This window comes from Actinacidiphila cocklensis (genome assembly GCF_907177275.1).
Taxonomy (GTDB): Bacteria; Actinomycetota; Actinomycetes; order Streptomycetales; family Streptomycetaceae; genus Actinacidiphila; species Actinacidiphila cocklensis.
This window is the reverse complement of the sequence record NZ_CAJSLV010000067.1, coordinates 13062-34484: the sequence shown is the minus strand read 5'-3', so window position 1 is coordinate 34484 and position 21423 is coordinate 13062. Positions and strand designations below refer to the sequence as shown.

General features: G+C 69.1%; 17 protein-coding genes and 2 pseudogenes. 13 read left to right on the top strand and 6 right to left on the bottom strand.

Annotated elements, in window-relative coordinates; genetic code table 11:
* Nucleotides 1-184 precede the first annotated feature (184 nt).
* The 8 genes and pseudogenes from NFU81_RS24180 to NFU81_RS24150 all read left to right on the top strand — a co-directional run bounded on the left by NFU81_RS24180 (nucleotide 185) and on the right by NFU81_RS24150 (nucleotide 8360).
* A complete protein-coding gene (locus NFU81_RS24180) occupies nucleotides 185-1765 on the top strand; it encodes an RICIN domain-containing protein (RefSeq protein ID WP_251493362.1) in 1581 nt (526 codons plus the stop codon).
* A 345-nt stretch (nucleotides 1766-2110) separates the two neighbouring features.
* Nucleotides 2111-3169 (top strand): LacI family DNA-binding transcriptional regulator, encoded by a 1059-nt coding sequence (locus tag NFU81_RS24175; protein ID WP_251493360.1) that lies wholly within the window; start codon nucleotides 2111-2113, stop codon nucleotides 3167-3169.
* A gap of 65 nt (nucleotides 3170-3234) precedes the next feature.
* Nucleotides 3235-3567: pseudogene (locus NFU81_RS24170) on the top strand (ribulokinase); the annotation flags it as partial.
* Nucleotides 3568-3634: 67 nt separating this feature from the next.
* The gene (locus NFU81_RS41350) at nucleotides 3635-3868 is read left to right on the top strand and encodes a class II aldolase/adducin family protein (protein ID WP_422665272.1); all 234 of its coding nucleotides are present in this window, start codon (nucleotides 3635-3637) and stop codon (nucleotides 3866-3868) included.
* On the top strand, nucleotides 3868-4005 hold the full coding sequence (locus NFU81_RS24165; protein WP_251493358.1) for a hypothetical protein: 138 nt from the start codon (nucleotides 3868-3870) through the stop codon (nucleotides 4003-4005). Before NFU81_RS41350 ends, NFU81_RS24165 begins: the two co-directional genes overlap by 1 nt.
* Nucleotides 4006-4017: 12 nt before the next feature.
* Nucleotides 4018-5523: an L-arabinose isomerase gene (araA, locus tag NFU81_RS24160; RefSeq protein ID WP_251493356.1), complete on the top strand. Its 1506-nt coding sequence runs from the start codon at nucleotides 4018-4020 to the stop codon at nucleotides 5521-5523.
* A 105-nt stretch (nucleotides 5524-5628) separates the two neighbouring features.
* Nucleotides 5629-6699 carry an aldose epimerase family protein gene (locus NFU81_RS24155; RefSeq protein ID WP_251493354.1) on the top strand — a complete coding sequence of 357 codons (1071 nt, stop codon included), beginning with the start codon at nucleotides 5629-5631 and terminating at the stop codon, nucleotides 6697-6699.
* A 125-nt stretch (nucleotides 6700-6824) separates the two neighbouring features.
* Complete coding sequence (locus tag NFU81_RS24150; RefSeq protein ID WP_251493352.1) at nucleotides 6825-8360, top strand: glycoside hydrolase family 43 protein; 1536 nt, start codon at nucleotides 6825-6827, stop codon at nucleotides 8358-8360.
* Between the two features lie 224 nt (nucleotides 8361-8584).
* Here the strand turns inward: NFU81_RS24150 and NFU81_RS24145 are convergent, their stop codons facing one another.
* The 4 genes and pseudogenes from NFU81_RS24145 to NFU81_RS24130 form a co-directional block, all read right to left on the bottom strand.
* Nucleotides 8585-9217 (bottom strand): cellulose binding domain-containing protein, encoded by a 633-nt coding sequence (locus tag NFU81_RS24145; protein ID WP_274037776.1) that lies wholly within the window; start codon nucleotides 9215-9217, stop codon nucleotides 8585-8587.
* A pseudogene (locus tag NFU81_RS24140) lies at nucleotides 9200-10138 on the bottom strand (arabinofuranosidase catalytic domain-containing protein); the annotation flags it as partial. The pseudogene NFU81_RS24140 and the gene NFU81_RS24145, both read right to left, overlap by 18 nt.
* 172 nt (nucleotides 10139-10310) lie before the next feature.
* On the bottom strand, nucleotides 10311-12164 hold the full coding sequence (gene xynC, locus NFU81_RS24135; RefSeq protein ID WP_251493464.1) for a glucuronoarabinoxylan endo-1,4-beta-xylanase XynC: 1854 nt from the start codon (nucleotides 12162-12164) through the stop codon (nucleotides 10311-10313).
* Between the two features lie 129 nt (nucleotides 12165-12293).
* A complete protein-coding gene (locus NFU81_RS24130; RefSeq protein ID WP_422665271.1) occupies nucleotides 12294-12644 on the bottom strand; it encodes an arabinofuranosidase catalytic domain-containing protein in 351 nt (116 codons plus the stop codon).
* A gap of 1260 nt (nucleotides 12645-13904) precedes the next feature.
* On the opposite strand from NFU81_RS24130, the gene NFU81_RS24120 reads away from it, so the two are divergent.
* Entirely contained in the window at nucleotides 13905-15335 is a 1431-nt protein-coding gene (locus tag NFU81_RS24120) for a M1 family metallopeptidase (protein ID WP_251493350.1), read from the top strand.
* 257 nt (nucleotides 15336-15592) lie between these two features.
* On the opposite strand, the gene NFU81_RS24115 is transcribed toward NFU81_RS24120, so the two are convergent.
* Nucleotides 15593-16120, bottom strand: coding sequence for a hypothetical protein (locus tag NFU81_RS24115; RefSeq protein WP_251493348.1), 528 nt, complete (start codon nucleotides 16118-16120; stop codon nucleotides 15593-15595).
* Between the two features lie 117 nt (nucleotides 16121-16237).
* Between NFU81_RS24115 and NFU81_RS41345 the strand changes: the two genes are divergently transcribed.
* The 4 genes from NFU81_RS41345 (at nucleotide 16238) to NFU81_RS24095 (ending at nucleotide 20098) form a co-directional block, all read left to right on the top strand.
* Nucleotides 16238-16450: a hypothetical protein gene (locus tag NFU81_RS41345; RefSeq protein ID WP_422665270.1), complete on the top strand. Its 213-nt coding sequence runs from the start codon at nucleotides 16238-16240 to the stop codon at nucleotides 16448-16450.
* A gap of 368 nt (nucleotides 16451-16818) precedes the next feature.
* Complete coding sequence (locus NFU81_RS24105) at nucleotides 16819-17535, top strand: G1 family glutamic endopeptidase (RefSeq protein WP_251493346.1); 717 nt, start codon at nucleotides 16819-16821, stop codon at nucleotides 17533-17535.
* A gap of 396 nt (nucleotides 17536-17931) precedes the next feature.
* Nucleotides 17932-19329 (top strand): C39 family peptidase, encoded by a 1398-nt coding sequence (locus NFU81_RS24100; protein WP_251493344.1) that lies wholly within the window; start codon nucleotides 17932-17934, stop codon nucleotides 19327-19329.
* A gap of 226 nt (nucleotides 19330-19555) precedes the next feature.
* On the top strand, nucleotides 19556-20098 hold the full coding sequence (locus tag NFU81_RS24095) for a hypothetical protein (RefSeq protein WP_251493342.1): 543 nt from the start codon (nucleotides 19556-19558) through the stop codon (nucleotides 20096-20098).
* A 462-nt stretch (nucleotides 20099-20560) separates the two neighbouring features.
* On the opposite strand, the gene NFU81_RS24090 is transcribed toward NFU81_RS24095, so the two are convergent.
* The gene (locus NFU81_RS24090; RefSeq protein WP_251493340.1) at nucleotides 20561-21358 is read right to left on the bottom strand and encodes a helix-turn-helix transcriptional regulator; all 798 of its coding nucleotides are present in this window, start codon (nucleotides 21356-21358) and stop codon (nucleotides 20561-20563) included.
* Between the last annotated feature and the right edge of the window lie 65 nt (nucleotides 21359-21423).

The window sequence follows — 21423 nt, the reverse complement described above, 5'->3', positions numbered from 1 at the left end:
CCCCCCACCTCTCTGGAAGGTGTCTTTCATGCGTGGATTCGCGCATTTCCGCACCAGCCGGCGGCTGACCGGCGCGGTAGGCCTCGGTGCCGCCGTGCTGGCCGTTGGTTCCGCCGTGATCGCCGGCCCACCTGCGCAAGCAGCGGCGTCCCCCTCTACGACCTTGGTTGTTAGCGCTAACCAAGTGCTGCGCCCGGTCACTCATGTCGCCACCGGCAGTCTGTACGGCCTGGCGAACGCCAGTACGCCGGCTGACAGCCTGGTGCAGGCGATCAAGCCGAACACGTTCGTCCAGAAGCCTCAGGGCGGTCATCAGCAGGGCACCGGCGACATCCTGACGGTGGCGCCGAAAGCGGCGCGGGCCGGCGCGAAGGTCGTCAACCGGCTCTCGGACTACTACGCGGGCTGGCCCTACCAGTTCAGCTGGAGCAACTGGCTGTCCGTGGTCGACGACCAGATCGCGCAGACCAAGGCCTCCGGGATCACGAACCTGGCCGCGTACGCGCCCTGGAACGAGTCGGACAACACCTGGCTGTCCTCCAACGGGACCTTCGAGGACTTCTGGACCCGGACCTACCGCGAGATCCGGTCCAAGGACTCCACGACGCCGATCCAGGGACCGAGCTTCTCGGACAACATCAGCGACATGGACAACTTCCTGCGGAACGCGGTGGCCACCAACACCGTGCCGGACATCATCGCCTGGCACGAGCTGTCACGGTCGTCGAAGATCGCAGGTGACGTCGCAACGGTCACCAGCCTGGAGAACAAGTACGGCATCTCGCCGCGCCCGATCGCGATCGAGGAGTACGCGGCGCCGTCCGAAGTCGGCGTCCCCGGCGCTCTGGTGGGGTACATCGCGAAGTTCGAGCGGCTCGGCGTCCACGATGCCGAGCTGGCGTTCTGGAACCAGTCCGGCGCGCTCGGCGACCTGCTCACCGGTCAGGGAGGCAGCCCGAACGGTGCTTACTGGCTCTACAAGTGGTACGCCGACATGAGCGGCTCCATGCTCGTCACCACGCCTCCTGCGCAGACCGGCATCGACGGTGCGGCCTCGCGCAACAGCGCAGGCAACGAGATCGACGTGGTCTTCGGCGGCAGCTCAGGCGACTCGGCCGTCACCGTGAACGGACTCGGCGCGCTGTCCGCCTTCGGTTCGACCGTTCACGTCAAGGTGGAGTACACGCCTTCCCCCGGACGCACGGTCGGGGTGTCCGGACCCACCACCGTCTCGGAGTCCGACTACGCTGTGAGCAACGGCAGCCTCACCGTTCCCGTTACGGCGAACAGCACCTACGCCTACCATCTGGTGATCACGCCGGCGAGCGGGGGTTCCACACTGGACGGTACGTACCAGATCGCCAACAAGAACAGCGGCCTGGCACTCGACACCCAGAACGAGGCGACCGGGCAGGGCGCGCTGGTCGACCAGGCCACGCCCAACAGCTCGGCGACGCAGAAGTGGACGCTGGCGTCCGCCGGTTCGGGCCTGTACAAGATCCGCAACCAGGCGAGCGGGCTCGTGCTCGGAATCACCAACATGAGCACATCCGACGGAGGCACCGCTTTGATCTGGGGCGACAGCGGCACCGCCGACCACCTGTGGCGCCTGAACCCGGACGGCACGGGCTACTACAAGATCGTCAACAGCCACAGCGGACTGCTGCTGGGCGTGCAGAACATGAGTACCAGCAGTGGCGCCCAGGTCCTGCAGTGGGACGACAACGGCACGGCTGACCACCTGTGGAAGCTCAACCCGCGCTGACCCGCACCATTCGGCCGGCTCAGCCGCCACTGGCTGCCGGGTTCCCACCCGAGCGGCAGCCAGTGGCGGCCCCCCGGAACCGGGGGGGCCGATCGGTCTCTGCGACGAACAATCCTTTGCCCTTTTACTGGGTACGTTCATGGTGTCAGCAGACAGCACCGTGCCCCGCCCGTCCCGGTCGCACAGCGGTCTCCCCTCGCCGGCAGGCAGCTGTCCGAGTTTGCCGGATCGTATGTGCGGCCAACGGGCTGAGCTGGGCCGACCCGGTCGGTGAGTTTGTGGTGAGAGGGCTTGACTCCGATATCTGTGAACGCTAACAATAACGTCACCACTGATGGGAGTCATATGTCGCAATCCGCGCCGAGTACCGGACCGCGTCGGGCACCCACGATGGCCGACGTGGCCCAGCGCGCTGGGGTGTCGCATCAGACGGTTTCGAGGGTGCTGAGCAATCACCCCAATGTACGTGACACGACACGGGCGGATGTGCTGCGGGCGATCGAGGAGCTCGGATACCGGCGGAACTCCTCGGCGCGGGCACTGGTGACACGGCGGACGCTGACGCTGGGCGTGGTGGCCTGCAACCCGACCCTCTTCGGCCCCGCGAGTATGCTGTTCGGTCTCGAGGAGGCTGCCCGCGACGAGGGATTCATGGTCTCCGCCGTCACGTTGCGCCGCTACAGCGCCAAGGCGCTCTCCGAGGCGATCGACCACCTCAGCGACTGGGGGGTGGAGGGCATCGTGGTGATCGTCCCGCATCGCGCCGCGGTCGCCGCGCTGGCGGATCTGCGGCTGCCCTTCCCGGTGGTGACGGTCGAGGGCGGGCACTCGCTGCCGATACCGGGAGTGTCGGTCGACCAGGATCTCGGTGCCCGCCTGGTGACCGGCCACCTGCTCGGTGCGGGGCACCGGACCGTCTGGCACGTTGCAGGGCCGTCCGACTGGCTGGAGGCAGAGGCCCGTGTCCGCGGCTGGCGCAGCACGTTGGAAGACGCGGGTGTGGAAGTCCCGCCGCCGCTCGTCGGCGACTGGACACCGCTCTCCGGTTACCGGGCCGGCCAGGAGCTGGCGGGCAGGGTCGCCGCCAGCGGGGCGCGTCGCCGTTCTCCCGACGTCACTGCGGTCTTCGTGGCGAACGACCAGATGGCGCTGGGCGTGCTGCGAGCCTTCCGGGAGGCCGGCCTGTCCGTCCCCGGGCAGGTGGCCATCGCCGGGTTCGACGACATCCCCGAGGCGGAGTTCTTCGCACCGCCGCTGACCACCGTTCGGCAGGACTTCGCAGCCGTCGGCCAGGCCAGCATCCGCCTGCTCCTCAGCCGGCTGGAGGCGAGCGGGATGCCGAACGACGAACGCGTGGTCATCGAGCCCCGCCTGATAGTCCGCAGTAGCAGCACTCCCGCCTGACGCAGGCTCTCGCGGCGGGAAGTTCCGGCTCACGACCGGGACTTCCCGCATATCTGGAGACAACCATGACAAGCGATCCACCCGCGGTCACCGTCGGAGTCGACTTCGGCACGCTGTCGGGGCGTGCCCTGGTCGTCGCCGTCGAGGACGGACGGGAGTTGGGCACCGCGGTGCACGAGTACACGCACGGTGTCGTCGAGTCCGCCCTGCCCGGGAGCGGTTCCGCCCTGCCTCCGGACTGGGCGTTGCAGATCCCGCAGGACTGGCGCGATGTGCTGCGCTTCGCCGTTCCTCGCGCGCTGGCGGCCGCCGGGGTGCAGTCCGACCAGGTGATCGGCCTCGCCACGGACTTCACCGCCTGCACGGTTCTGCCGACCCCGTGGGAGGGGACGCCGCTGTGCGAGCCCGTTTGTTAGCGCTCATCCCAATTGTTAGCGCTCATTCCTTCCAGTGAGGTCCGCCATCATGAGGAGCCGCCCCCGCCGACGGCATCCGACGGGACGGTCATCGCCCTGCGTCGGCAGGTCAGCGACCTGCCATCGCCCTGCGTCGGCAGGTCAGCGACCTGCACCAGGAACTCGTCCGGAGGGGGATCTCCCGCCGTCGTCCAGGAGCCACCGCCCGCCCGCTGTGCTCATGCGCAACCACGGGGTGTTCGCCATCGGTAAGGACGCCCGTGCGGCCGTGGAGGCGCCGTGATGTGTGAGGGCGTCGCGCGCACGGTGCACACCTCCCGGCTGCTCGGGGATCCGCTGCCGATCGCGCAGTCCGATATCGACCGTCTGTACGACCGGTACCAGAACGGCTACGGCCGGCCCGGGCCGTCCACCCCGTGAGGAGTCTGAACCATGACATCGTCCGACCAGCGTGAGGTGTGGTTCCTCACCGGGAGCCAAGGCCTGTACGGAGAGGACACGCTGCGCCAGGTCGCCGAGCAGTCGCGGGACATCGCCCGGCAACTTGCCGCGGCAGCCGGTTCGCCGGTCCGTGTGGTGTGGAAGCCCGTTCTGACGGACGCCGCGGCGATTACGACCACGGTGCTGGATGCGAACGCCACCGCGGAGTGCGTCGGGCTGATCGCGTGGATGCACACCTTCTCGCCGGCCAAGATGTGGATCGCCGGTCTGGACCTGCTGAGCAAACCGTTTCTGCACCTGCACACCCAGGCCAACGCCGATCTGCCGTGGGCGACGATCGACATGGACTTCATGAATCTCAACCAGGCTGCCCACGGCGACCGCGAGTTCGGGTACATACAGTCCCGGCTGAACGTGGTGCGAAAGACGGTGGCCGGCCATGTGTCGGACCCGGCGGTGCTGTCCAGGGTCCATGCGTGGATGCGTGCTGCCCTCGGCCGTGCCGCGCTGCGCGAGCTGCGACTCGCGCGTTTCGGCGACAACATGCGCGATGTCGCTGTGACCGAGGGCGACAAGGTCGAAGCGCAGTTGCGTTTCGGGGTGTCCGTCAACACCTACGGCGTCAACGAACTCGTCGAGGCAGTGGACTCGACCGACGACGCCGCGGTCAGTGAACTGGTCAAGGAGTACGCCGCCGTCTACCGGCTGGCTCCCGAGCTCGCCGTGGGCGGTGACCGCCACGAGTCACTGCGCTACGCCGCGCGCATCGAGTTGGGTCTGAGGGCGTTCCTCACGGACGGCGGCTTCGGCGCCTTCACCACCAACTTCGAAGACCTCGGCGGACTTCGGCAGCTGCCCGGACTGGCCGTACAGCGCCTGATGGCCGACGGATACGGCTTCGGCGGCGAGGGCGACTGGAAGACGTCGGTGCTGCTGCACACGCTCAAGACCGTGGGCGCGGGGATGCCCGGGGGAACCTCGTTCATGGAGGACTACACCTACCACCTTGCGCCTGGGAACGAGGTGATCCTGGGCGCGCACATGCTGGAGGTCTGCCCCAGCATCGCCGCCGACCGGCCGTCGTGCGAGATCCACCCGCTGGGCATCGGGGGCCGTGAGGACCCGGTACGGCTCGTCTTCGACGCCGCGCCCGGGCCTGCGGTCGTGGTCGGTATGGCCGACATGGGCGACCGCTTCCGGCTGGTGGCCAACGCGATCGACGTCGTCCCACCGCCCGAGCCACTGCCGCGGCTCCCCGTGGCACGTGCGGTCTGGCGGCCGGCCCCCGACCTGCGGACCTCGACCGAGGCATGGCTGACCGCCGGCGGTCCCCACCACACGGTGCTGTCCTCAGCCGTCGGCACCGAGGAACTCGGAGACCTGGCCGACATGCTCGGCACCGAACTCCTGATGATCGACGCGGACACCACCGTCCGGCAGTTCACCAAGGAGATCCGCTGGAACCAGGCCTATTACCGCCTCGCAGGCGGACTGTGACCCGTCACCTGCACCGCGGGTCATCGGCCGGACGGTCCTTCCCGCAAGGTCCCGTCCGGTGGACGCGTGCGCACGGCCCGCACCCACTCACGCGTAGGGAGCATCATGCCCACCGTCACACGTTCGACCGGCGGAGCCCTTCCGGACGGCCGTGAGGTCGAACACTGGCACCTTGCCGCCGGACCAATCACCGTGGAACTCCTCGACCTCGGCGCGAGCCTGCACTCGGTCCGCTGCCCTGACCGGGTGGGGCGCATCGCCGAGGTAGTGGTCAGCCCTCTGCACATCGCGGACCGGTTCGGCGCGGCGCGATACTTCGGTGCCACGATCGGACGGTACGCCAACCGCATCGGCGGCGCGCTGCTCCCTCTGCACGGGAGCATGCTGCCCCTGAGCGCCAACGAGAACGGTCACACGCTGCATGGCGGAGAGGACGGATTCGACCTGCGATCGTGGTCGGCCCGCCCGGCCGGCGACGGGACCGTTGCCGGCGTCGAGTTCACCCTTGTCAGCCCGGCGGGGGACCAGGGCTTCCCCGGCCGGCTCGAAGCGACGGTCACCTACACCCTCAGCGATGAGGGAGCTCTGGCCATCGACTACGCCGCCACAAGCGATGCCCTCACCGTGGTCAACCTGACCAACCACGCGTACTGGAACCTCGCGGCGGGTGAGGACGAGACGGTGCTGGACCACGAGCTCCAGGTGGCAGCGGATCATTACACACGCGTCGATCCCAGCCTGCTGCCCCTCCCCGGACCTCACGAGGCGGTGGCAGGAACCCCCTTCGATCTCAGGGAGCCCGCGGGGCTGCGCCGGGCGCTGGCATCGGGGAACGAGCAGATACGCATGGCGGGCGCCGGGTTCGACCACAACTGGGTCCTGCGGGCGCGCACTCCCGGCACGGTGGCGACCGCAGCGGTACTCAGCCATCCCGGGTCGGGACGCCGGTTGGAATGCCTGACGACCGAGCCCGGGCTCCAGGTCTATACGGGCAACCACTTCGACAGTTCCTTCCCCGATCCGCGGGGCCGCCCCGTCCCGCGGTACGGCGGCATCGCCCTGGAGACACAGCACTTCCCTGACGCGCCGCATCGGCCGGACTTCCCCTCCTCGTGGCTCGGGCCGGGCGACGTGTACCGGTCGACGACCGTCTACCGTTTCGGGCTGCGTCAGTGAGGCCCGTGGGAACGGGGCACCAGCAGCGTGCCGGCGTGTCATCCGGCCCCTGCGGCACTGCTGTCGGTATCCGCCTGCGCAGCGCGGCCGCCCTACGTTCGCGAACCGAAAGAGGACTCATCCCCATGCGCACGTACGACAATCCAGTGATAAGCGGGTTCCACCCCGATCCGAGTGTGTGCCGGGTCGGGGAGGATTACTACGCAGTGTGTTCAAGCTTCGAGTACTTCCCGGGAGTACCCCTCTTCCACAGCCGTGACCTGGTGCACTGGCAGCAGATCGGCAACGTCCTGGACCGGGCCGGCCAGCTGGACCTGACGGACCGCACACCGTCCTCCCGCGGAATCTACGCGCCGACGATCCGCCATCACGACGGCCTGTTCTACGTGATCACCTCGCGGGTGGGCGCAGGCGGGATCCCCGGCGGGCATCTGATCGTCACCAGCGAGCAGCCGGCAGGGCCGTGGTCCGATCCGGTGCATGTCGACCTGCCCGGCGTCGACCCCGACCTCTTCTGGGATGACGAGGGCGGATGCTGGTGCACCTTCTCCGGGATCCGTACGGCGCGCATCGACCCGTCGACGGGCGCGGTCCTCGAAGGCCCGTGGCAGACGTGGTCGGGCTCCGGTGGGCAGTACCCCGAGGCGCCGCATCTCTTTCGTATCGACGGTTGGTGGTACCTGCTGGTCTCGGAAGGCGGCACGGGGGACGGGCACGCAGTCTCCATCGCCCGTGGCCGCTCGCCCCGTGGGCCGTTCGAGCCGTGCCCATCGAACCCCTTCTTGAGCCACCGCGGTTCCAGTCTGCCGATCCAGAGCACCGGCCACGCCGATCTCGTCCAGGCCGCCGATGGCACGTGGTGGCTGATCATGCTGGGCACGCGCCCGCACGGAGCCTTTCCCCGATTCCACGTCATGGGGCGGGAGATGTTCCTCGCGCCGGTGAGCTGGGAGGACGGCTGGCCCGTTGCCGGTCCGGTCCAGCCCCGGCATCCGGCTCCCGCGGCATGGCACCCGCTGCCGCTCGAAACGGTCCGTGACGACTTCGACACCCAGGTGCTGGCGCCACGATGGGTCACCCCACGCAGCCGTCCGGAGACTTCCTGGTCTTTGCACGACCGCCCCGGATGGCTGACGCTCCATGCCACCGGCTCGACCCTCGACCGCCCTGGTCACACCTTCATCGGCCGCCGCCAGCAGCATCTGGACGGTCGCACCTCCGCCCGCCTCGACCCCGGTGCGGGCCGCGGTGGACTGTGCGTGCGCATGGACGAGGCGCATCACTACGAGATCGAAGTGGGTGGGGGAGAGGTGAGTGTGGTCGCCCGGATCGGGCCGCTGCGGCAGACGGTGGCCCGGCGCCCGGTTCCTTCCGGACCGCTCACCCTGGTCGTCGAGACCCGGACGACCGAGGTCCTGCCGCCCTCCGTCATCTCCGCCGACCAGGTGGACGACGGCCCGATCGGCACCGAGGCAGGCGGGCCGGACACGATCGTCTTCTCGGTCGTCGGGTCGGACGCGGAGCCGCTGGCCGAGCTCGACGGCCGTTACCTCTCGACCCAGCTCAGCACCGGTTTCACCGGCCGGGTGATCGGCATGTACGCCATCGAGGGCAGTGTCGCCTTCGACTGGTTCGACCACCGCCCGTGCGTGCGGGGGTGACGTGCAACGGCGTCGGCACCCGCAAGGCGCCCGCCGGTACGACAGCACGCCGACCCACGAGCGCTCCATCACGTCACGTAGCGCTCGTGGGTCTGCTGATGCCCACGGTTGAAGGTCGTTCGATGTGATCCGGCGCTCCGAACAGACCGCGCTGCAGGTGCCCTTGGGCTGCGCGTCCGGTCGAGCAGGCCGGGCGGTGCGGCCCGCTCGGCGCCGCAGAGGGATCAGGTGCAGGTACTGCCGTTCAGCGTGAAGGCGGTCGGCGAGGTGTCATCGGAGGTGTACGTGCCCTGGAACCCGAAGGAGACAGTGCCCGCGGGGGAGACGGTGGCGTTGTAGGCGACGTTGGTGGCGGTGACGGACGTGCCCGACTGGGTCACGGTGGCGTTCCAGCCGTTGGTGATCTTCTGGTCGCCGGGGAAGGAGAAGGTGAGGGTCCAGCCGTTGACGGGCGTGGTGCCCGTGTTGCCGATGGTCACGTCGCCGGTGAAGCCGCCCGGCCACTCGCTGGACTTGGCGTAGACGACGTGGCATGTCCCACCGGTGGAACCGCCGCCGGCGACGGTCCAGGTGAAGGAGGTCGTGTCCCTGGCTCCTGTGGAGTCGGTGGCGGTCACCGCGACGGAATAGCTTCCGGCGGTGGTGGGTGTTCCCGTGATCCGGCCGGAGGAGCTGATCGAAAGGCCGGTGGGGAGCCCGCTGGCGGTGAAGGTCAGGGTCTGCCCGGAGCCGGAGTCGGCGGCCTGGATCTGCAGCGCGCTGACTGTGGTGCCCGCGGTCGCGTTCTGCGTACCGGGGTTGGTGACCGTGACGGTGTTCCCCGGGCTGGTGGTGGACCCGTATCCGTTGGCGGCGATGTTGGCCTGGACGGCGTTGTCGGTGGTGTCGGAGGGGTAGCCGGCGACGATGGCGCCTTCGTAGAAGGTGCCCTGGGACTGGTTGGTGTTGCCGTTGCAGCAGTCGCCGCCGCTGCCGAGGATGATCGCGCCCTGTTTCTTCATGGGGCTGTAGCCGGGTGGCAGGGCGCCGTCCCACAGGGTGCTCAGGCCTCCTGACTGGGCGTCGGCGCCCTTGATGGCGAATCTGGAGGTGCCGTTGTTCTTGAGCATCGCGGTGACGTACTTGCTGGTGAAAGCCTTCTGGTTGCTGTTCCAGGACTGGCTGCCGCCGGAGTAGAGCCCGTATTCGAGGTCTGCCTGGACCCAGGGTCCGGTGCCGGTGCAGCCGCCGAACCAGCAACTGGTTCCGAAGTAGATCGCATCCATCGCGCCGGCACCGTCGGCCTTGCGGTCGGTCTCGCTGTTGCCGTAGTCGAAGCAGCAGCCGTGGTTGACGTGGGTACCGCTGGTCACCATGTACGCGCCTTCGGGCGCACTGCCGGTGGGGATGCCGGTGAGGTGACCGTCACGCCAGTAGCTGTTGCCGGGGTTGATGTAGAGCGAGTACGCCTTGCCGCCGCCCACCGTGAGCGACTCCGAGGTGGCGTTCGCGGGGGTGTCGGATCCGCCGGCACCGCCGGGGCCCTGGTACCTCAGGTCGTTGCCGTGGCCTGACTGGTCGTAGACGGTGGTGATCACGCAGGAGGTGTTGGCGCAGAAGGAGTCCTGTGCGGCCGCGTCGGCGCGGCCCCCGGCCGTCACGACGCCGATGTCCCTGGTCGTGCTGTCGGACGACCGCCGCACCTGATAGAGACTCCCGGTATAGGTGCCGTACAGCGCGCGAACCGTGCTGTGCGCGGCCACACACGGCGTACCGCCCGCCGCGTATATGTCGCACGGCTGCTGTGTCGCCGCCTGCGACGACGGGGCCGTCCCCGCCAGAACACCCGCGGCGACGGTCACCGCCAAGGCAGTACTGAAAACACCGCGCTGAAATCGGCGCCACCATGTGTGCAGCATGGTACGGACTCTCCTTTTCTCTCTGGAATTCCGCAGTCGGCCGAAACCATGCTCAGGCGGTCGTGCAGGCGCCACCGTTGAGCGTGAAGCCGGTCGGTGCGGGGTTGGTGCTGCCCTGGTCGGCGAGGAAGCCGACGGTGATGGACCCGCCGGAGGGAATGGAACGGGTGTAGTCGGCCGGGGTCACGGTCACCGCGCCTCCGCTCTGGGCGGCGGTTCCGCCCCACATCTGCGTGATGGTCTGTCCGGCGGTGAAGGAGAAGGTGAGGGTCCAGCCGTCGAGGGCGGCAGTGCCGGTGTTCTGTATCACCAGTTCGCCCTGGAAGCCACCGCTCCAACTGCTCGTGACCCGGTAGCCGACCCCGCAGCCCCCCGTCGAGGTGCCGGTGCTGGTGGTGACGCCGACGGTGGAACTGCGGGACGAGCGGTTGCCTGCCGCGTCGCGCGCGTAGACCGCGAAGGTGTAGGCGGTGCCGGCGGTCAGGCCGGTGACGGTGGCCTGGTTGGTGGTGGAGGACGCGGCGGCGGTCTCGGTGCTGCCGCTGAGCCGTACCACGTCGTAGCCGGTCACGGCGGTGTTGTCGGTGGATGCTGCCCAGCTCAGGGTGACGGAGGTGCTCGTGACCTGGGAGGCGGTGAGGGTCCCGGGCGTGCTCGGCGCCTGGGTGTCGTTGCCGGAGGAGGAGCCGACGGAGACGACGAAGGTGGTGACGCTCTGCGCGGGCAGTGAGGCGGTGAGGGTGCCGTTGGCCAGGCTGGGCCCGCTCAGGGACGCGAGGGTCCTGCCGGCGTCGGTCACGTAGGAGGCCACGCTGGACGGAGAGGTGTTCGCCAGGGTGAACTGCTGGCTCACCGCGCTGGTCGCCTTGTTGACGGCCACGATGACCACCGTGGAGCCACCTGTATAGGCGGACGTGTAGACGTTCGTCTGCGGGTTCGAGGCCGCGTTGATGCGCACGTATCCCGGGCGGACGAACTTCGAGAAGTGCGCCATGATGGCGCCGCGCTTGCTGATCTGCCCGTCTTCGCGCATCGGGCCGTAGCTGCGCCGGATGTACCACCACACGTACGCCTGGAATTCGGCGTCCACCATCGCGTGGTGCATGTGCTCCCCGACGCCGAGCGCCGCGGGCCACAGGTCCGCGGAATCGGTGCTGTTGGGGTAGTAGACCTCGGTCATCCACAGTTCCTTGCCCTGCCCCTTCTGCTGGAACAGGGGGTAGGGGAAGTTCGAGAACGCTGTGCCGTACAGGTGGGCGCCGAGAATGTCCATGGTGGCCAGTGCTGTGGAGTCGTTGAGGATCGGGTCGGACATGCTCTTGATGTACTGGAAGGACTCCGGTGCGATGACCCTGGTGCTGATCGAACCGGCGTTGTTCCGCAGGAAGGTGACGATCTCGCTCGCGGTCCACCACGTCCAGGTCGAGGCGTAGTCGGGCTCGTTCTGGATCGAGATGGCATACAGATCCACCCCGTTGTCCTTCATGAACTGGGTGAAGTCGTTCAGGTGCTGGGCGTAGGCGCCGTACATGTCGTACCGCAGGCGCTGGGCGTTGGTCTGGCTGCCGCGAGTGAAGGTCTCAACCATGTTCGCCGGGGGATTCCACGGCGAGGCGAAGACGATCGCCCCATGGGCGACCGCGCGCTGGGCCGTCGCCACCTCCTTGCTCCAGTTCGACCGGTCCTCGTCGACGTGGATCCGCAGGATGGAGAACCCCAGCTGGCCCGCGCTGTTGCCGAACGCGGTGTCGCGCTGGGCGGCGGTCAGGTCGCCGGCCCATTCCGGGTGGTTCATGCCACCGAAGCCGCGAATCGTCTGCCGCCGCGCGGACGGGTCGACGACCACGGCGGCCGCGGCCGCGGCGGTCGCCCTGGCGGACGGCAATGCGACCGCGAGGATCGGCACTACGCCCAACCCCGCCAGTACAGCTCGCCGGGACGGGGACACCGGCTTCGGGGCCGTTGCTTCGCCGTGTCGTGGTGTCATGGTTCTCTCTCCTGGGCCTTGGTAGGGGGATGCGTCGGTCCGGGCTGGTCAGGGAACGACGATGGAGCGTGCCCGGGCTGCGGGCGAGCCGGCCCCGGTGGCGAGGTTGTCCGGGCCGGCTGCCGCACCGCCGGGGGGTGCCTGGGTGAGGTCGTTGCCGCGGCCTGACTGGTGGTAGATCGCGGTGATCAGGCAGGTCGTGCCGGAGCAGAAGGAGTCCTGCGGGGCAACGCAGGGCGTACCGCCGGACTGGTGGATGTCACAGGGCAGCGAGCCCGCGGCCTGCGACGTGGTCGTGCCATTGACGAGGAGCCCGGCCGCGAGAGCTGCGGCCGCACGCCCGGCGGCCGCCCATTTTCTGACGTGGCGTGAGAGCCGGGCAGTTGCTGATGACGACATCAGCGTCCTCCTTGGGAACGCGGGGGATTTGCGCACGAAGCTGCCTGCGCCGGAAATGGCCGGCCAAGGGAAGAGGCAGCTCTGGGGCGGGCGGCGAAGGCCACCCGGACGGGGGGAGACGGCAGGCAGCAGGAGGAGTGCTGTCGGCGTTCAGGCCCCGCCGTAGCCCAGGGGCTGGTGCTGGTGCTGGTGAGGATGGGAGCGGATGCCGCGCCGGTAGCGAGGAATCCGAAGGTGGCCGAGGCCGGCGGCTGTAGTGACCCGCCGCGTGGGGGCGACGTTTCTGGTGGTCACGTTGGCCCGCAGGTCCTCAGGGTTCTGCTGCGGCCCCGGCTGATGCTCTGCCCGCTGCCGAGGGTGCAGTGGGCCGCCGCATCGGTGCTCCCGGCCTCGCTACCCTGGCGGTCGTGATCGAACCGGCGGCAGGCGGCGCGCCACGGCATGGTGCATCTGGTACCGGGACATGGGATGCCAATCTCCTAGCGTGGGGGGAAGGATCCGCTGTCAGCGCCTGGGCGCTGCACGGACAACCGCGGCAGCGAGGACCGGCATCCCGCGAACCACGGTAAAGTGAGCGTTAACATAACGCTCGCATACGAAGTTCGCCCATCGCGGCGCTCCTGTCAAGGCCTCGGTGCACCTGGATCCACCGTCGAGCCTCGAAGGTGATGCTCCCCGGGGTCGGGAGAATTGGCCGTCAGACGCGATCTGGAGGCGTCGACATCCCATGTGTGGGCGCTCATGTGATGCCCAGTCGGTGAGCGAGCGCAGCGGTCCCGGCAGTGATGACCCTGCACCTTCTCGGGTGGGCCATCCCCGACCGACGGATGCCGCTCCGATCATTCCGGTCCCGATTCCCGCCCGGCGAGGGACGCCTGACGGCTCCTGGACAAAGGATCGATTCGTCCCGCGCAATCCGCGGCGTCCGGGTCGTCAGCGTCTGGATGGTCGCAGGGTGCTGCGCGGGATCCTGTGCGTGCTGGACAGCGGGATCCGCTGGAAGTTTCTGCCCCAGGAGCTGGGCTTCGGCTCGGTCACCACCGGTGGCAACCGCAACGGCGTCGTCGGCGGAGTCGGAGCTCGAACTGGACCTGGAGCCACTGTCCGGGGTCCACGATGCGGTCCCGGTTGCCGAGGAGCGGGTGGCCACGGTCCCGTTCGGAGCAGGACGGGTGGCCGGTGCGCGCGAGCCCTTCTAGGGTCGGCCGGGAGACCAACCTTGTGGTGACCGGGGCGAGCCGTGTCCGCTGGAGGATCCCTGTGCCTACCGGAGTGATCGCGTCCGCCGTTGCCACGGCGCTGAGCGTGCTGCTGGCGATCCCGGCGGCCCCGGCGGCCCCGGCCGGGGCCGCCGCCGCGGGCCCGGGCGCCCCCGGCATGGGCGACCCGTACTACCCCACCTACGGCAACGGCGGCTACGACGTCTCCCACTACGACCTCGACGTGAACTACCAGCCCGCCACGGACCGCCTCCACGGCACCGCCCTGATCACCGCCACCGCCACCCAGGGCCTGACCCGATTCGACCTGGACTTCGCCTTGACGACCACCGCTGTCACCGTCGACGGACGCCCCGCCCACTTCACCGCCGGCGGCGAACAAGAACTGGTCGTCACCCCCGCCCGCACCCTCCCCGAAGGCCACCGGTTCACCGTCGCCGTCACCTATTCCGGCGTCCCGTCCACGGTGAAGCGCTATGGCTTCACCGCCTGGCAGCGCACACCCGACGGCGCAGTGGCCGCCAACGAGCCGGAGTCGGCGTGGTGGTGGTTCCCCAGTAACGACCACCCCCTGGACAAGGCCACCTACGACGTACGCGTCCAGGTCCCTGACGGTGACCAGGGCATCAGCAACGGGCTGTTGGTCAGCCGGCGCACCGCGAACGGCTGGACCACCTACCACTGGCACGAGAGCGAACCGGAAGCCACCTACCTGGCCACCCTCGCTGTCGGCCACTTCGACATCACCCGCAGCCGCACGAAGGCCGGCATCCCCGTCATCAACGCCTACGCCCCCGCCCTGCCCCCCGCCACCGCCGCCAACGCCCGCGCCGCCGTCGAACGAACCGCCGAGATCGTCGACTTCCTGAGCAGCTGGTTCGGCCCGTACCCCTTCGAATCGGCCGGCGGCTACGTCCCGGACGTCACCACCAAAATCGCCCAGGAAAGCCAGACGCGAGCCTTCTACGGATCCGCCTACTTCACCGATGACGCCGACACCGGTGTCGTCGCCCACGAGCTGGCCCACCAGTGGTACGGCGACAGCGTCTCGCTGGCCCGCTGGGCCGACATCTGGCTGAACGAGGGCTTCGCCACCTACGGCTCCTGGCTGTGGGAGGCGCACGAGCATGTCGCCACCATGCAGCAGATCGCCCAGTACATCTACGACCTCCACCCCGCCGACGACCCCTTCTGGACCGTCGAACCGGGCAACCCCGGCCCTCAGCACCTCTTCGACCGTGCCGTCGACGATCGCGGCGCACTCACCCTCCAGGCGCTCCGGAACACCATCGGCGACCACGCCTTCCTCGCCCTCCTCAGGGCGTGGCCGACGCTGCACCGCTACGGCAACGCCACCATCGCCGACTTCCAGCACCTGGCCGAGCGGCTGTCCGGCAAAGCCCTGACCTCCTTCTTCCAGGTCTGGCTCCACACACCCGCCAAACCCCCGACCTTCCCGGCCGGGAACTGAACCGGCGATCGCGGCGCTGCGCCTGCTGCCGCTGAGCGATCGGGCCAAGGACGCAGAGATCCTCGCACTCCACTGTCAGATCGCGGTGTTGGACAGACAACTGAGCCGATAGCGGGTCCAACTCAACCCGAGTGACCGGGCGATCCTGGATGGCGAATCGCCGGTCGCGCAGACTCGAACGAGCAATGGTCAATACCTGTGGATCACGGCTGTCCGTTGAGGCCGAGCTTCCTCGTGCCGTAGAACTCGTCACACGATCACGGTGCGCGGTGGGGTAAGCCCTTTACGGTGGAGGTCAGGAGCCTGCGGCGGGCGTCGATCACCGGCTTGATGTCTGCCAGCGGTTCGAAGGAGAGGTCCCCGGTCGGTCCGCGCCCGGAAGCCAACAGATGGACCCGGCCGGGATCCGCGCGCAGCAGCCATGCGGTACTGGCCAGCCGTACGAGAGTGGCAGCGGTCGCATTGCCGTCGATGCCGATCGTGATGCCCTCGCCCGGGGCGTCCAGGAGGTCGGCGGGGGCGTCGGGCTCGAAGTCCTGGCCCGGCAGGTCACGCCAGGTCGTGACGCGGATGTGCGGCTGATCGGTGTCCCAGGGGCCGTAGGCGAGGGTGAGCGATTGCAGGGAGCCATCCACGGTGTGGCATTCGGCCAGGGTGCGGGGAGCGAGCCACGGGGCCCGCATCTGGTACATGGGATCCGGACTCACCGCGAACGCCCGTTCCAGATCCTCGTACATGGCCTTCTGGAGAGCACGCCCTTGCTCAGGTAGGCCCATACGATCCATGGCCCCAGCCTGTCAGCAGGCCGTGGCCCGCGGTAGACCACGATCGGGACAGCGGTCGACATGGACCGATAGGCAATCGCCGCAACCGCCGTGCGTAGGTGGGGCTGAAGCATCCCCGTGGTCCTGGACGAGCAGGCGCGGCCGGCACCGGATCTGATCGGCCGTGACTTCACCGCGGCCCGGCCCGGAACCCGCCTGGTCGCAGACATCACCTGCCTGCCTACCGAGCAGGGCCGGCTCTACCTGCCCTGCTGGCTGGACCTGGCCACCTCCATCGAGACCTTCTACAACAGCCGCAGGCCACGCAAGCACCCGACTGGGGCTACCTGACCCCGCACGAGACCCGACAACGACACACCCTCGCCACGTAAGAACGAGTGTCCGAGATCACAGGGAAACTTCACCGCGCAGCCGGCGGGAAGCTGCCCCACGAGCAGCCTTCCCCGCAGCGGATGCTCAGCTGCCACCGCGCACCGCCGGCACGAAACCAGGGCTGCGACCAGGACGGATGCGATATCCGGCACTTACAGCGTCGGGGAGCGCTGCCAAGACCTCTTTCGGGAACGGCAGTTCAGCGGCGCGCAATGCCATATTGACAGGTGCATGACGGTCAGTGATTCTGTACTGCCGCCCCAAGTTCCGCACACGGCCCAGGGGTGGCGTTTTGAGCATTCTGATCCCCCTACGAAGGAGCCAGCATGCGCAGATTCCTGACACGCGTCGCCCCCGTTGCGGTAGCGGCGCTCGCCCTTGCCGCCCCCGCCGTGCCGGCCGGCGCGGCGGCCGCACCGGGACTGTCCTTCCGCCCTTTGCACTACAACATCAACGGTTACAACTGGGGCGGGTACGCCGCCACGGGCAGCGGTTTCACTTCGGTCTCGGCGGCCTGGACCGAAGCGAACGCGACCTGCAACTCCACCGACGACCTTTACGCTCCCTGGGTCGGCATCGACGGGTACGGCTCGTCCACCGTGGAGCAGACCGGGGTGGCGACCGACTGCTCCAGCGGCAGCCCCGTACACCAGGCCTGGTACGAGATGTACCCGGCGAACCCGGTCTACCTGAGCCGCAGTTCGTACCCGGTTTCGGCGGGCGACCACATAACCGCCTCGGTGACCTACGCCGGAAGCAGCAAGTACACCCTGAAGCTGACCGACTCCTCGCGTGGCTGGACCTACACCACGAGCAAGTCCCTCTCCTCCCAGAGGGCCAGCGCCGAGGTCATCATCGAGTCGCCGACCGGGGCCTACCCGAACTTCGGCACCCTCAACTTCACCTCGGCCACCGTCAACGGAAGCTCTCTCGGATCCTTCGGCCCGGTCGCGCTCGACCCGTCGAACGGCGCCTACGAGGCCCGGACCGGCGCACTCGGCTCCGGCGGCACCAGCTTCAGCGAAACGTACCTGCGGGAGTAGCCGCACCAGCGCTGGGGCGCTCACCCGCCCCAGCGCACGCAGGCTCCATGCAGCCCGGCGGCCGGGACAGCCGGGGGAGGGATCGAGCATCCTCGCTGCCGGTCGTGGCTGCTCCACGGGCAGCTTCTCTGCATGGGAAGCAGCTGCCAAGTGAACACCGTGGCCTCAGGCCAGCACTGTGACCAGCATGGATGCAATGTCCGCACGTACACCGTCGACAGCGCTCACTGGCACGCAGCGGGTTCGACCGGTCTGACGAGTGGTCACCGGGAGCAACTCGGAGCATTGACGCCCAGGCGGGGCGGCTGGCACCCTGCCTGGGCAGCAGCGGCCGCCCGTCGCGTCACGCGGGTCCGTGGTCCCCGTCCGCCCGCCCACATCTGTGGAGGCCCGCTCATGAGCGCACGCACCGGCACGTTCGCCCTGTACCGGCCCTTGCGCCTGCCCCCGGCCTCCCGGCCGGCGCGGGCCGCCGCCGCGTTCGCGCTGTCGGTCTGCGCCCTGGCCGCCGGTGCGGCTCCCGCGACCGCCGGCCCGGAGCAGGCGACCGTACGTCCCGCCGCCGGCGCCGCCGGCCAGGTCGACTTCCACAAGTGGACCACCCAGGCCGATTTCACGTCAGGAACCGGCAACGGAGTCGAGGAGCTGGCCGGTGACCGGACAGGCATCGACATCGCCGCCGCCGCCGGCTCCCTGACGTACAAGGACGCCTACCTGCACACGACGAAGACCTACGACTACGCCACCTGGACCTCCCCGGTCCACCAGCTGACGTTCGGTGCGACCGAGCTGGTCTCGTCGTGGAGCGCCCGGACCCCCGCCGGTACATGGCTGAAGGTCGAGCTGAACGCCACCATGGACGACGGCGGCCAGACCGGCTGGCTGGACATGGGCCACTGGGCTGCCCTGGACACCGACATCGCCAGGACCTCCGTCAGCCCGAGCGCCGCTCCGTACGGTCAGGTCGACACCGACACGTTCAACGCGTCCGCCGGGCATACGGTCCACACCTACCGGCTCCGCACCACCCTCTACCGGCTCTCCGGCTCGACCGCGACGCCCCGGCTGTGGCAGCTTGCCGCGTTCGCGTCGCTCGTTCCTGCCCGCACGTCCGTTCCGGCCGGCCCGCTCGGCGGTGCCGAGGGGATCGAACTGGCCGTCCCGAGGTACTCGCAGCAGATCCACGCGGGGGAGTACAAGAAGTACGGCGGTGGCGGCGACGCATGGTGCAGCCCGACCTCGAACGAGATGATCGACGAGTACTGGGGTGTGGGACCGAGCGCGGCCGACATGTCCTGGGTGGACCCGAAGTACGCCGACCCTGCCGTCGACTACGCCGCCCGCGAGACGTACGACTACCGCTACCAGGGCACGGGCAACTGGCCCTTCAACGGGGGCTACGCGTCGAACTTCGGGCTGGACGCCGAGATCGTCCAGTTGCAGAGCACCGACGACATCGAGCAGTTGATCAAGGCCGGCGTCCCGGTGGCCATCTCTGTCGCGTTCGACAACGGCGAGCTCACCGGATCCGGGTACGGCACCGCCGGCCACCTCATGGTCGTCGTCGGGTTCACGCAGACCGGCGACTTCATCGTCAACGACCCCTTCTCCGCCTCGGACGCCCAGGTCCGCCACGTCTACGCACGTTCCCAGCTGGAGAACATCTGGCTGCGCACGTACTGGACCCGCGCCGACGGTTCGAAAGGCTACGGCTCGGGCGGCGTCGCCTACGTGATCACCCCGCACGACATGGCGCTCCCGCCGGTCCTCGACCCGGCGAACCCCACCTGGTAGCCGAAGCCATGAATGAGTACGGCCGAGCACCCGCCGTCCGCACGCCGGCGTAGCGCCCGCGGCTCTGGACGAACCGGTCGGTCATGGCGCCGGTGGTGTGCTGGTGCACGTGGCGCGGCCGTAGGCGGTGGCGTGCTGGACGGGGGCGCCGTGGAGGCTGAGGGTGCAGGAATGAGCAGGCCGGGGGAGACCATTCGCCTGCCCGGTCCGGCAGAGGAGTTGAGCGGTGAGTTACGACCTGGAATGGGTCGACCTGCCCGAGCCGGCAGCGTCGGGAAGGGCGCGGTACGACGCGTGCGACTGGCTGGACGCCCCGCCCTGCCCGCATGATCCACCGTGCCTGGACACCTACCTCACCCTCGCCGCCCCCTATCAGTTCCACGTCACGATCTTCAGCATGGACCGGTACATCGCCGGGATGCACTGGGCCGGGATGTGCTTCGACGCCGAGCCCCAGCCGTTCACGGCGAGGCAGTACTCGCATGAGGAGTGGCCGGCCGCGAGCCCGGCGGAACAACAGGCGCACTGTGATGCGCGGTTGGCCTACCACGCTCAGCGAGTCCCGGGCCGGACGGGTATTCCGGTGTTCAAACTGACCTCCAACGGTCCGTGGACGGTGACCGCGGAGGAGATCGAAGAGGCCCTGACCGCCCACGACGCGGCCCCTGCCGAGCTGCATGCCCAGCTCGCCTCGGACAACGAGTACTGGCCGCTGTGGGTCGATTGGCTGCGCACCTGCCGCGAACACGGGGGCTTTCGGCTGGAGTGAGCACGGACAGGGCAGACACACCGGCGTCGGGCGGTCCGCTTCGGTGTCGTTGTCGAAGGGGTCGACATCACCCGATCGAGAGCACCTGTCCGTACTCGGCCACGCACCCGTACCTGGACTGCCTGGACGACCCGGAGCGGTCTACCGGCCACTGTCCGAGGTCACCGAGGACCACACGGGGGCGAGCCCTTCGTCCTCGAACGGACCGATGATGACGGCGCCAAGTGCGGCCGGCCGGCTGGCCTCCCCATCGACCCGCTTCCTGCGTGTCGCCTGCGGGTCCTGCGGATCGTATGTCCGTCACGGCTGCCCTTTCGTGGTCAGCGGCGAGTTCGCCTTGTCCGTCCTCGGCAGCGCCCCCGACATCAAGGACATCCCTTGCTGTCGGCCATTGGCACCTCACCCACCAGATGACGCGTTCATCTTCGCTCCGATCCGGCCCGAGCGGCAGGGGAGGACGGGCTACCGCACCGACTGCGCGGCGCGGACGGCACGCGGGGCGGCGCCGAGTTCGTGGCGGCACGCCTTGTTGAAGGCCTGGAGGTCGGGGATGCCGACGGACACCGCGATGGCCGGGATGGACATCGTGGTGGCGAGCAGGAAGTGGCGTGCCCGCTCCATCCGGCGGGCGCGGATGTAACCGACGACCGTCTCCCCGGTGGCGGAGCGGAACAGGCGGGTCAGGTGGTTGTGCGAGATGCCGACGGTCCTGGCGATCCCGGGTACGGTCAGCGGTTCTGCCAGCCGTGCCTCGATCAGAGCCGCCGCGGCAGCCACCGCCGGATGGCTCGGCTGCCCGCTGTCCACCGGTCCGCTTCCGCCCCGTGGCGGGGCCAGCTCGGCGACCCGCCACAGCGCCGCCCACACCTCCGCCGTCGCACGGGCCGGGGTGTTCGGCCACGCGTTCAGCCCCTGCAGCAGCCGGGCCTTCAGCGCGGCGGATTCGGGACCCGCGTCCTGGATCACCGGGACGCTCCTGGGAATTCCGGTCGTCGCCATGCGCAGGTGCACGTAGAGGTGCTCGGAGCGGCCCCGGTAGGCGTATCGGCTTCTGGTGCCGGGGGGAATCAGGCTGATCCGGCCCGGGCGGATCGCGTGGTGGGTGCCTGCCACCGTCAGGTCGGCGTCATAGCCGTAGAGGTGGAGCTGCCAGAGTTCCGGGAGCTCGAACTCGTCCACCCGGCCGGCGGGCCCGTGGACGCCGATGCCGACGGCCGCGAGGGCGGGTGGCTCGTCGAGCCGGGCGAAGACCGTGTGCATGAGCCCGTTGTCTATCACGGCGGTGGACGGGGCGCCCCCTGACCGCCCACCGCGCCCTCACCTCC